We start from the raw sequence: 12379 nt of genomic DNA, 5'->3' as shown, positions 1-12379 counted from the left end.
TATATAAACGAATCAGTGCGAGCGACCTGGAATAACCCCTGTCATTTCATAGGATTCCACGATTTTGTCGATCTCTTTTTTCAATTCTTCAACCATGATTTCTTCCGGCACTTTACGGATCATTTTACCATGACGGAATAACAAGCCTTCTCCGCGTGCACCGGCAATACCGATATCGGCTTCTTTTGCTTCGCCGGGACCGTTAACGGCGCAACCTAACACCGATACTTTGATCGGCACCTTGAGCTTGGAAATATATTCTTCCACTTCATTCGCAATGGAGAACAGATCGATATCCAAACGGCCACAAGTCGGGCAGGAAATCAGCGTAGCTGCATTAGAAATCAGCCCAAAGGTTTTGAGCAGGTCACGAGCAACCTTGATCTCCTCAACCGGGTCCGCACTAAGCGATATTCGCATCGTCGAACCAATGCCCATGGATAACAAGGCACCCATACCAGCAGAACTTTTGATTGTACCAGAGAACAACGTGCCTGCCTCGGTAATCCCCAGATGCAACGGATACCTGATAATCTCGGCCGCTTTGGAATAAGCCTCAATCGCCATCGGTACATCCGATGCTTTGAGAGACACAATAATATCGTGGAAATCCAATTCTTCCAAAATACCAATGTGATAAAGTGCACTTTCTACCATGGCATCAGCCGTTGGATAACCATATTTTTCAAGCAAATGGTTTTCCAGAGAACCTGCGTTTACCCCGATCCGAATCGGAATACCCTTCTCTTTACAAGCTTTGACGACTTCCTCTACTTTGGAACGTTTACCGATATTGCCGGGATTAATCCGTACTTTATCGATGCCGTTCTCAATCGCAAGGAGTGCCAGTTTATAATTAAAATGGATATCGGCCACAAGCGGAATATTAATCCGTTTCTTGATTTCCTTGATGGCTGCAGCCGCTTCCTCATTATTCACCGTTACACGCACCACTTGGCAGCCTGCTTCTTCCAAACGTAAAATCTCTGCCACGGTTGCCTCAACGTCTGCCGTTTTTGTTGTACACATGCTCTGGATGATGACCTCGTTGCTGCCACCAATCGTTAAGTTCCCCACTTTAACAGGACGTGTATCTTGTCTTAAAAACATGAGTGATTTCTCTCCCCACAACGTCAAAGCTCCACCCTGACAGAGACATGAATTCGCCTTCTGCCAGGAGTGGAGAACTGACAAGTCTATATTTCAGTGTTGAAACGGAATATTCACCTTGAGTTAGGCACTTTCTTCCTGCTTGTCGTCCTTCGATTGGCTCAATTCAGGCACGACTCTCTTCTCAACGACTTCTTCTGTAATGACACAGTTCGTAACATCATCACGGGAAGGTACTTCGTACATAATCTCAAGCATGATGCCTTCGATAATGGCCCGCAGTCCACGTGCACCCGTGTTACGTTTAATGGCTTCCTTCGCAATCGCAAGCAATGCGGCTGGTTCGAACACCAGATTCACATTATCCAGCTCAAGCAATTTTTGGTATTGTTTGGTCAGCGCATTTTTTGGCTCGGACAGAATCCGTACCAATGTATCTTCGTCCAGCGGCTCCAACGTGGAGATGACTGGCAAACGGCCTACAAACTCCGGAATCAGACCGAATTTCAACAAGTCTTCCGGCAATACCATACCCAGATATTCGCCCGGTTTAAGGTCTTTTTGCTCCGCAACAGTGTTAAAGCCGATCACTTTTTTACCGATCCGGCGTTTGATCATTTGTTCCAGGCCATCGAAAGCACCGCCGCAAATGAACAGGATGTTGGTGGTATCAATCTGGATGAATTCCTGATGTGGATGCTTACGGCCACCTTGTGGTGGTACAGAAGCTACAGTGCCTTCCAGGATTTTCAAGAGCGCCTGTTGAACACCTTCACCCGATACATCACGTGTTATGGATGGGTTCTCGGATTTACGCGCTACTTTATCAATTTCATCGATATAAATAATGCCGCGCTCTGCTTTTTCAACATCATAATCAGCAGCTTGAATCAGCTTCAGCAGAATGTTCTCTACATCCTCGCCGACATAACCCGCTTCCGTCAATGAAGTCGCATCAGCAATAGCAAAAGGAACATTGAGAATTTTGGCCATCGTTTGCGCCAGCAACGTTTTACCAGAACCCGTAGGTCCTAACAGCAAAATGTTACTTTTTTGCAATTCAACGTCCTCAATCTTGCTTTGTGTGTTGATGCGTTTGTAGTGATTGTAAACCGCAACAGACAAAGACTTCTTCGCCTGGTCCTGTCCAATGACGTATTGGTCAAGAATGTCGCGAATTTCTTTCGGTTTTGGAATATCTTTAAGGTCCAGTTCTTCGTCATGACCGAGCTCTTCCTCAACGATTTCGGTGCACAGTTCGATACATTCATCACAAATGTAAACACCTGGTCCAGCGACCAGTTTACGCACCTGTTCTTGAGATTTACCGCAAAAAGAGCATTTCAATTGCCCTTTCTCATCGTTAAATTTAAACATGAAACCACCCCTTTAGGAATTGATCGGTCTGCTGAGCACCTGGTCAATAATGCCGTACGTTTTGGCTTCTTCAGCACTCATGAAAAAGTCACGGTCTGTGTCCCGCTCGATTTTCTCAAGGGGTTGACCTGTACGATCGACGTATATTTGATTCAGTTTCTGACGTGTTTTAATAATCCATTCTGCGTGAATTTTGATATCCGCAGCCTGTCCTTGAACGCCGCCAAGCGGCTGATGAATCATCACTTCGCTGTTGGTCAGCGCATATCGTTTGCCAGGAGCACCGGCTGTCAGCAATAAAGAGCCCATGCTTGCTGCCATACCTACGCAAATGGTCGATACATCCGGCTTGATATATTGCATCGTATCGTATATACCCATCCCTGCGGTGACAGAACCACCAGGTGAATTAATGTACAAGCTGATATCCTTCTCTGGATCGTCGGCTGCCAAAAACAAAAGCTGCGCTATGACAAGATTGGCTACATCGTCATCAATCGCACTGGTTAAAAAAATAATGCGATCCTTCAGCAAACGTGAATATATATCGTAAGACCGCTCGCCTCGATTGGTTTGTTCAACAACCATTGGCACCAGACTCATGAGACCAACCTCTTTTCTACATGTAATTAGACATAGGCTACCTGTAAAGCAAACCCAAATTCATTCTAACACGTTCCTGTGACAATGTCATTTTTCACAAGTAGTGCCAAGCCTAAGTGAGTTTACTTTTTAGCCTGATCATATTTAACCATGTTTTCTATGTATGTGCAAATCGGAGCAATCCTATGCCGTTTCACCTATTTTATTTATAAGAGAACCACAGGAAGTTGAAAATGCATAATGAACACCACAACGTATCAAACCCATATTATCACGGATTCCCCTATAAAATGGATGCCGTAATTTAAAAATAAGGCACGCAATGATTCACGTGCCTTATCGTTTATTCAGCTGTTCATTACATAACAGCTTGTCTTATTTTTCGTCAGCTTCTACAGCAACTTCTTCAGCTGGAGCTTCAACAGCTTCAACGACTTTGCTGTTCTCAACGAGAACGTCAATCGTTTTACGCAGTTTCACTTCATCACGAAGGCTGTCCAGGGAACCATTACCCTCAAGAATGCCACGAATCTCTTCAGCAGGACGCTTGTAAGACTCAGCCATTTTTTCGAGCTCTTGGTTCACTTCTTCGTCAGAAACTTCGATGTTTTCCGCTTTACCAACTGCTTCAAGAACCAGGTTGTTGCGAACGCGTTTGGAAGCATCTTCCTGCATTTGTCCTCTCAGGTCAGCTTGTGTTTGACCAGAGAAGCTCAGGAACATTTCCAGGTTCATGCCTTGGTTGCGCAGACGGTTGTCGAAATCACGCATCATGTTTTGTACTTCACTGTCAACCATTGCAGAAGGAATGTCCACTTCAGCATTCTCAGCCACTTTTTCTACAACAGCATTTTCTTGAGCTGCTTTGGCTTCGTCTGCTTTACGGGATTCCAATTGTGTTTTCAGATCAGCTTTGTACTCTTCAAGCGTTTCGAATTCGCTGACATCTTTTGCAAACTCGTCATCCAGTTCAGGAAGTTGTTTACGTTTGATTTCATGTACTTTCACTTTGAATACCGCTTGTTTGCCAGCCAGTTCAGCTGCATGGTAGCTCTCTGGGAAAGTTACTTCAACGTCTTTGAAGTCGCCTGTGGACAGACCCACAACCTGCTCTTCAAATCCTGGGATGAACGTGTTGGAACCAAGTTCCAGGGAATAACGTTCAGCTTGTCCGCCTTCGAAAGGTACGCCATCAACGGAACCGTCAAAGTCGATTACCGCAACATCACCATTCTGTGCAGAACCTTCGTCGATAACAACGAGTTCTGCGTGACGTTGTTGAAGACGCTCAAGCTCTTCAGTCACTTCTACATCTGTTACTTCATGTTTGGCTACAGCAACTTCAACGCCTTTGTAGTCACCCAGTGTAACTTCAGGTTTAACAGTTACTTTCGCTTTGAACTTGAATACTTGTCCTTTAGCGAATTGTTCGATATCTACATCAGGACGATCAACCGGGAAAATATCCGTTTGGTCGATGGCTTCTGTATAAGCTTCAGGAAGCAAAATGTCGATTGCTTCTTGATACAAGCTTTCCACACCAAAACGTGCTTCGAAGATTGGACGTGGAACTTTACCTTTACGGAATCCAGGTACGTTTGCTTGTTTAACCACTTTATTAAAAGCTTTGTCGAGTGCTGCAGTTACACGATCTGCACCCACTTCAACCTCAAGAACCCCAAGGTTCTTCTCTATCTTTTCCCAAGTTGCTTTCATTGTATACTTTCCCCTCCAAAATTCACATGTTCACGTAGGCAATCACGTACAAAATAACCATTTTAGTATAAACAAGATTAGATTCTTTTTCAAGGGGAATCCCTTGATACGGTTTGAGGAAAACGTTTCCGACCCCTATTGGCCGTCCAAACCAGCCGAAACAAACTGCTTCATCGATCGATATGCCTGCTCCAGACGAAAGCGCATCGCCCCTGTCACAGCATACATTGAGCGAGTATCTTCCTCGTCATGCGAACCGCCCAGACTGTCTGCAACGGTCATATGTAGAGCAGCTGCCCATATATCTGTCATGGAATCATTTTCTTCCAGCATGGACATATAATCACGGGTTCCGTAGACCGCCATAACATATTGTATCCACAGTTCCTGGGCAAAATAAAAGAGCGTAGGTTCATGAACCTCCGTCTGATCCGCTACCCGTTCAAGAATCTGAACAATCTGGAGCGGGAAATCTTCAGGTCTAAGAGGAACGGTATCTATCTCCACTTCAACCGGCTCTTCCCCGCGAGTAAATGCAATAACACCCTGAACACCACGGCGGCGCAATGTCTGCAGCACACGGAACTGAAGCAAAGGATGTAATGCCTTGTCTTTGAGCCAACCGGTCAGCGAATCATCAATCTCCGGCCGATCGAGATAGGCAAGCTGCTCCAGCGCCAGCATCGTTTGTTCGGATAACGGCTCTTCCATCACAGTCCGAAGCAGTTTATCGGCATAACCATCATCCTGCTCAAGCTTGAACCGGGCATGTTGACGCGCCATGTCCTCTTCACTGACATCGTCTTCCTCGCGCTCTTCATGGACCACTGGTGAATCTTCCCCGTAATGAGGGAAAGCCGCTTCAAGCCATTCGAGCAGCCCTCGCCATTCGTCGTAATGCCGTTCTTCCTGCCCTTGGCACTGCAGCAAAAAGCGAAGCAGGTCCATCGCTTCACCGTATCGTTCATTTTCTAACATAACCGTCAATTGTATCTGGTAATAGTCCAGCGTCTTAGGAAACAGCACGATATTGTTGCTGTGCTCGTTTTCCGGGGTCGTGGATTCCTTAATAGGGGCACCTCCTCTGTATCCAGAATCTCCAGTCGCAATCAACCATAAATAGATGTATATTAAACGAAAATCGATCTATTTTTTGAGTTCTTCTGATATTCTAACATAACCTTAATTATAATGAAAAAAACGTTACTGCCGCCAAATATCATATACGAAAAGCATATTATAATAAAATGGTTGATATTCATAATTATTTATGATATAATCATTTTTGCTTGAAAAATTTTATGTCTCAGTAGCTCAGCAGGATAGAGCAACGGCCTTCTAAGCCGTCGGTCGGGGGTTCGAATCCCTCCTGGGACGTACTAAAAAAGCTTCCTTCGGGAAGCTTTTTTGCGTTCTGGGGATGAGAACCCCAATGGTTCGTCGGAGCATACGCTTCGTGAGCACTACTTCGCAGTCTCGACTGCAAGGAGAGTATCCCTCCTGGGACGTACTAAAAAGAGCTTCCTTCGGGAAGCTTTTTTGCGTTCTGGGCATGAGAACCCCAATGGTTCGTCGGAGCATACGCTTCGTGAGCACTACTTCGCAGTCTCGACTGCAAGGAGAGTATCCCTCCTGGGACGTACTAAAAAAAGCTTCCTTCGGGAAGCTTTTTTTGCGTTCTGGGGATGAGCTGCTCTGTTCGTTGTCTGTTATTGACACGGAATGTTATGCTTATTGGTGTATATGTATGTATCAAAGTATACATATTAGACAAATAAACTATAGGAGATTTACCATGCCCTCATCTTTACATCACAACTCACCCGACCATGCTGCAGTCGATAATTCATCGTCAGCATCCATGAAACTTGGACTCTTGCTGGCAGGCATTATCGTTATCGCAGCGACCATGCGCTCACCTATTACGGCAACAGGTCCGATCGTGGAACTGATCCGTGCAGATACAGGAATAAGTCATACGATGGCAGGCTTGCTCACCTCTCTTCCTTTGCTTGCATTCGCGGCAATCTCTCCGTTCGCTCCACAACTGGCGCGAAGATTCGGATTAGAAACGGCTTTGTTAACGGCCATAATCCTTGTAACCATAGGGGTAACCCTCCGGTTTCTGCCCTCTGTTCCCGTTCTTTTTGCAGGAACAGCGATCCTCGGATGCGGCATTGCTCTGAGCAACGTATTGCTTCCTAGTCTGATCAAGCGGGATTTCCCATTGCGAGTTGGGCTCATCACCGGCCTCTATTCTGTATCCATGAATATATGGGGTGCCATCGCCTCTGGAATTAGTGTCCCCGCGGCAGGCTTAACCTCCATGGGATGGCACGCATCACTGGGTATGTGGGCCGTATTGTCCATTCTGGCACTGATTCTCTGGCTACCTCACGTCCGTACAGGACGACGTGGTGAAGTTTACGTGGCTTCGAAAACGGAAGCGAAGCCGGTTCGTCTGCGCTCTTCTTCCTTAGCCTGGTCTGTCACAATGTTCATGGGACTGCAATCTTTAATTTTTTACACCACGATTACCTGGCTGCCCGAGGTTCTGTCCGATCAGGGTTTTAGTTCCTCTGCGGCGGGCTGGATGCTGTCCCTGATGCAAATGGTTAGTGTTCCGGTAACGTTCATCGTTCCCATTCTGGCTGGACGAATGAAAGACCAACGTGGGCTGACAGCAATCACATGCTCATGTTTGATTCTGGGATATGCCTTCCTTTTAAGCGGTATTTCCTCTCTCGTAACCGTTGGTGTTGCTTTGGCCGGCGTGGGGGCTGGGGCATCATTCGGACTTGTAACCATGTTTTTTGTACTGCGTACGTCCGATGCAAGACAAGCTGCAAGCCTGTCGGGAATGGCCCAGTCATTCGGATATATGCTGGCGGCAGTCGGTCCTTTGCTGTTCGGTGTGCTTCATGACTGGACCAAAGGATGGACCCTACCGTTATTGGTACAGGTTATCCTTGCCATTGTTTTACTGATCGCAGGCATCCAGGCCAGCAAGAATAGAGTGATCGGTTAGAGTACCAAAAATGATTAGCCATTCCATCCATTGAGCAAAACAAAATACAAAACTAGACGGCCTCCATCCCGCGTAATCAGGATGGAGGCCGTTTATGCATAGAACCATTCCTTCAATATATTAATGCCGCAGAATTCACTTCACCTTTACCGTGATGGTGTCGGTGCTGGTAACTCCGGATGCGTTGATTAACTCGGCACGATACTTGTACGTGCCTGAAGGGCGTCCCGACAGCTTACTCACAGCGCTTTGCGCAAAAGGCGTAGCTGCACTGAGTGTCTGGGTATCGATCAACTGATCATTTTCATAAAGGCGATACTCCGTGGCATTGGTTCCCCACCACAAATTCATCATAACCTTATAATTTCCGTCACCATCCCAGTTATCGTGAGAGAGAACAGCTTTGCCTGGCGATGCGTTGGTCACCCGAACCGTCAACGTCTGACTCCGCGTCGTCCCCTTGTCGTTGGTTAACTCGGCTACGTAGGTATATGTGCCGTTAGCTTTGCCCGTGATCTTCGTCCGAGCAAATTGCGCCCAAGGAGCATTGTACGTCAACTTCTGAGTATCGATCAAAACTCCATCCTCATAAAGCTTGTAGCTCGTGCCGTTCTCGCCCCACCACATGTTCATAGTGACCGTATACGAGCCCCCAAGCAAACCGTTAACCTGTCCATTATTGTGAGACAATGCAGGCGTTCCAGGCGCCCGGACAGCCGGGGTTTCCGGTTCGGTCTCTTTGGATTCCAAATGAAGTGCCGTGCTGGCCTTACCCGAAAGTCCCTGCTGGTCTGTTACCGTAAATTCAACGACGTATTCCCCTGCTTCCATTCCTTCCAAAGGAAGAGTGAAGCTACCGTCTTGTTTTACTTCAAAAACACCGTCCTTATAAATGGAACCATTCTCTTTTTTCACGACATACGTTGCTTCCAAGGAAGCAGATGGGTCAAACTCGACGTTCCAGCCGTCTTGGAGCGCAGGAGCAACACGGAAGTACAAGTCGTCCACGCTACCGTTAATGACAGCAGATTCATCCTGTTTGAACTCCAGCTTTTCTGGCGCAGTTACAGCCGGAGCTGTCTTTTTCACCAGGAATGGGGAGGTGTCTTCCTTGTAGGTTTTGCCATCCACACCGATCGTAGTGATATCAACCGTATATAAACCATCCGGAATTTCAGTCACTTCGTCGGTAGTGTAATCCGCATACTCGCCATCCCACGCAAGATTATATCGTGTATTGGCAGCGAAATTATAGTTGTTACCAAAAATGTAACCGATGTATCCATCTTGATAGTATCCCCCTTCCGGGTTAAGACCATCAAAAATCTCAATCAGAGCAAAATTCATTGGATTATAGAATTCCATGGCAACATCGAGCGTATCCAGCGTACCATCAGACTTTAATGGATAATGGAACGGATTCTTCTCTGTACCTTTTACAGTCTCAATGTATTTAACTCCTGCCAGTGTAAGATTGAAATGCGCAACATACGGAACCGTAAATGTATCCGTTCCATTAGACAATTGAAGATATCCCTGTGCTTCTGTTATTGCCGTCACACCTTTTGGAACAGTGATGGTAACCTGCAACTCTTCCTCACCATTTAATGTGAAAGAGCTTTTGTCCACCGCTACAGAAACGCCAGGCACGGTGCGTGTTGGATTTACATTTACGGTGTAGTCCCCACCACTGCCATTCAGCGACTCCACTTTAATCGTTTTGGTGACGGTTTTTTCGTCCGTGCTCTGGAAATTGCCGAAATTGACACTCCCTGTAACGTTAGGCTTCTCAACAACTGCCCCATTCTCTGTGTATTTCGTTACATCCAATACTTTCACAAATGCGGTCGGGTCAATGGAGTTTACTGCCTGAATACGTCCTGCACCCTGATCAAATACATCGTATTTTGTCGTGTCGAGTATTTTACTATTGTTCATGAGTGCAACTTTAATATCGAAAGGTGTCCAGTCACTGTGCTTCTCAATCAGCAGCGCAACCAGTCCGGCAACATGCGGTGTCGCCATACTTGTACCTGATTTGCGATCATAAGCTTGTGAATAATCTGCTCCAGGCTCATCCTTGCCATAGGCAGGAATCGTAGACAAAATGCTGGCGCCCGGCGCAACCACATCAGGTTTAATGTCAAGGGTCACTTTGGCTGGTCCACGGGAACTGGTCGTACTCATTTCATCTCCAGCCGTCTGATCACGTTCAAAGTCATTAAAACTCACTTTAACCGGTTGTCCCGCATCCAGTTCAGCCTTGATGACTTCCCCATCCTCTTTCGACATGCTCAACGTGGGAATGAGTTCAAAATTATCTCCCAAACTCACACCGATTGGTCCCGGAATATTGTTATATACAATAACGGCTACGGCGCCTGCTGCTTTGGCATTGGCTACTTTCTCTACGAATGCCAGTTCACCGCGCTGAACCAAAGCTACTTTACCTGTAAAATCCTTGCCTTCAAAATCAGTTGGTTTACCAAGTCCGGCAAAAACAAGTTCATATGAATTCGTTAAAACAGCTTCCGGGTCTGCCGAAAGGCTCCAGCCCATGATATCAAGGCGATAGACAGATTCTGTAACAGCCAGCGGGTTTTGCTCTGTTTCAGTTGGAACAGCTGCCGGCTCTTCTTCTACAGGTACAACTTCCGGAGAAGTTTCGACAGGTGCAGAAGGTGAGGCTGGTTGAGTATCCTCTTCGGATACGTCACCCTCTGCATCTGGAGTTGTAGCATCGGCAGACGCTTCAGATGATACCTCACCTTGCTCTGACCCAGACAACACAGCTTCGCTGGCTGAGGAAGCTTCGTCTTTTGTGGCACCCTTTTCAGGAGCAGTTACAGATGGATCTTTATCATCCGGTGTCGCTGCTGGCTCACCCTGCTCAGGCACTTCAGGACTATCATTTCCCGGTGCTGACCCCAGTTCAGGTGATTGTTCAGCCTCAGGTACAGGCTGCTCATCAGGAAGTGTACCTTTACCTTCCTCACCAATCCAGAAATGCGTATTAGCCGTAATGATCTGACTAGGCCCTGTGGAGTTACCTACAGTGATTGCCATAGCCGATGCTCCCGGAGAACCTAATGTATAACGATTCGGGCCATCATTACCACTTGCCACAACTGCAGTCACGCCAGAGAGCATGGCATTATTTAGAGCAACCGAAGTGATATAACTTGGATCATTTGCGGAGTTACCCAACGAGAGATTGATTACGTCCATGCCATCGGCAACGGAACGGTCAATTCCACCCAGCACCCATGAAGTTTGCCCACTTCCATAAGGTCCAAGCACACGATAGGCATAAATATCGGCTTCAGGCGCAATCCCAACAATGCCATAATCTCCAGCTTCACGAGCAGCAATAGTACCGGCTACATGAGTACCGTGAGAGGTGTAATAAGCACTTCCTTTTTCATTAAATTCAGGTTCACCCGAACCTTTCCATTCTTCACGTGTTGTTTCATAAGGATCATTGTCATTTCCAACAAAATCCCATCCACCCTTATAAGCGTCTTGCAGATTAGGATGTTCATAGTCAATCCCTGTATCAATGACGCCAACTTTAACGCCTTGCCCTTTGTATCCCAGATCCCATACTTCAGGGGCACCGATAAAAGGCGCTGTGTCTTTCATATACGGATTTACTTCATCTGTTTCCGGGGATACGCTAATCTCAAGGTCAGGATAAACGCTAACCACACCCGGTATACGAAGCAATTGTCCCAGTTGGTTTCCTTTGAGCTCAATAGCTACACCATTCAGGGCATATGCGTAATTTTCCAATACTTCATGTTTGATTTTTTTCTGAGTGAGGCTATGTACAAATGACTGTTGTTGTTGCTCTATTTGAGTCACAGCATTTGTTTCCATAGAGGAGGTAAACGATTTTCCTTCGAGGGTAGATTCGCCTTGTGCTACAGCCACCGGTTTATTGGAGAGTTCAACGATAACTCTGGTTTCATCTCCTCCAAGACCTTGCAGACTCTTGTCCATAAAAGGATCTGCGGCAAGCTTTTCTTCCCGCTGGTCAAGAATTTCTCTCCATTGCGTGGCCTCGGACTTGCTTAGAACATTATCTAGCTGAATATTTGCAGGAGCGGCTCCAGCCGCCGGCATGATTATGGAGAAGATCATAAGAACACTTAACAATATGGATATCAAACGTTTATTCAAGGCTATTCCCCTCCATCTTCAATATGAAAGTACCTCACCATTCGGGCTCTGCTATGACAAGCGCTGCAACACTTGTAACCTCTTCACCATCCTATCTGCAACATGATTGACCCTTGGTGAATTATTCTACTAAAATATCACAATCCCCTTCTAAATAATTACAATTATGATATAAAAATTACTTATATGGTTCTTTGGTAAGAGAAAAATGTGAAATTGTATATATTTGTCGTTAAAATAGTTCAATTTTTATTTAAAGGCATAGGCAAAAAGGCCGGGTTCCTCTTATCCCGAGGAGCTTCCCAGCCTATGCGTGAGTCATTTTTTTTGAAAATAGAGGGTATCATTCATTTAACAAAGGTG

General features: G+C 46.1%; 7 protein-coding genes and 1 tRNA gene. 2 read left to right on the top strand and 6 right to left on the bottom strand.

Features of this window, described 5'->3' with window-relative positions; translation table 11 throughout:
- Positions 1 to 12: 12 nt before the first annotated feature.
- The 5 genes from ispG to PPA03S_RS27030 form a co-directional block, all read right to left on the bottom strand.
- A complete protein-coding gene (ispG, locus tag PPA03S_RS27050) occupies positions 13 to 1110 on the bottom strand; it encodes a flavodoxin-dependent (E)-4-hydroxy-3-methylbut-2-enyl-diphosphate synthase (protein WP_062328011.1) in 1098 nt (365 codons plus the stop codon).
- 123 nt (positions 1111 to 1233) lie between these two features.
- On the bottom strand, positions 1234 to 2487 hold the full coding sequence (gene clpX, locus PPA03S_RS27045; protein ID WP_062328008.1) for an ATP-dependent protease ATP-binding subunit ClpX: 1254 nt from the start codon (positions 2485 to 2487) through the stop codon (positions 1234 to 1236).
- Positions 2488 to 2499: 12 nt separating this feature from the next.
- Positions 2500 to 3090, bottom strand: a complete 591-nt coding sequence (clpP, locus tag PPA03S_RS27040; protein WP_024633993.1) for an ATP-dependent Clp endopeptidase proteolytic subunit ClpP — start codon at positions 3088 to 3090, stop codon at positions 2500 to 2502.
- 375 nt (positions 3091 to 3465) lie between these two features.
- Positions 3466 to 4806 carry a trigger factor gene (tig, locus tag PPA03S_RS27035; RefSeq protein ID WP_062328005.1) on the bottom strand — a complete coding sequence of 447 codons (1341 nt, stop codon included), beginning with the start codon at positions 4804 to 4806 and terminating at the stop codon, positions 3466 to 3468.
- Positions 4807 to 4941: 135 nt separating this feature from the next.
- Positions 4942 to 5784 (bottom strand): hypothetical protein, encoded by an 843-nt coding sequence (locus tag PPA03S_RS27030; protein WP_062328136.1) that lies wholly within the window; start codon positions 5782 to 5784, stop codon positions 4942 to 4944.
- A gap of 325 nt (positions 5785 to 6109) precedes the next feature.
- On the opposite strand from PPA03S_RS27030, the gene PPA03S_RS27025 reads away from it, so the two are divergent.
- Both PPA03S_RS27025 and PPA03S_RS27020 read left to right on the top strand, forming a co-directional pair.
- Positions 6110 to 6183 (top strand) — tRNA-Arg (locus PPA03S_RS27025).
- A 418-nt stretch (positions 6184 to 6601) separates the two neighbouring features.
- Positions 6602 to 7834: a CynX/NimT family MFS transporter gene (locus PPA03S_RS27020; RefSeq protein WP_062328001.1), complete on the top strand. Its 1233-nt coding sequence runs from the start codon at positions 6602 to 6604 to the stop codon at positions 7832 to 7834.
- Positions 7835 to 7969: 135 nt separating this feature from the next.
- Here PPA03S_RS27020 and PPA03S_RS33070 read toward each other — a convergent pair whose 3' ends face one another.
- On the bottom strand, positions 7970 to 12016 hold the full coding sequence (locus tag PPA03S_RS33070) for a S8 family serine peptidase (protein ID WP_062327998.1): 4047 nt from the start codon (positions 12014 to 12016) through the stop codon (positions 7970 to 7972).
- Between the last annotated feature and the right edge of the window lie 363 nt (positions 12017 to 12379).

It is taken from the genome of Paenibacillus pabuli NBRC 13638 (genome assembly GCF_001514495.1).
In the GTDB taxonomy this organism is placed as follows: Bacteria; Bacillota; Bacilli; order Paenibacillales; family Paenibacillaceae; genus Paenibacillus; species Paenibacillus pabuli.
Note: the sequence above shows the minus strand (reverse complement) of the source record. Positions and strands in the feature narration are given on the sequence as shown.

Bases quoted from the DNA above. Each gene is read 5' to 3' on its own strand.
- clpP (WP_024633993.1), bottom strand. From the start codon at position 3,090: ATGAGTCTGGTGCCAATGGTTGTTGAACAAACCAATCGAGGCGAGCGG.
- ispG (WP_062328011.1), bottom strand. From the start codon at position 1,110: ATGTTTTTAAGACAAGATACACGTCCTGTTAAAGTGGGGAACTTAACG.
- PPA03S_RS27030 (WP_062328136.1), bottom strand. From the start codon at position 5,784: ATGTTAGAAAATGAACGATACGGTGAAGCGATGGACCTGCTTCGCTTT.
- PPA03S_RS27020 (WP_062328001.1), top strand. From the start codon at position 6,602: ATGCCCTCATCTTTACATCACAACTCACCCGACCATGCTGCAGTCGAT.
- tig (WP_062328005.1), bottom strand. From the start codon at position 4,806: ATGAAAGCAACTTGGGAAAAGATAGAGAAGAACCTTGGGGTTCTTGAG.
- clpX (WP_062328008.1), bottom strand. From the start codon at position 2,487: ATGTTTAAATTTAACGATGAGAAAGGGCAATTGAAATGCTCTTTTTGC.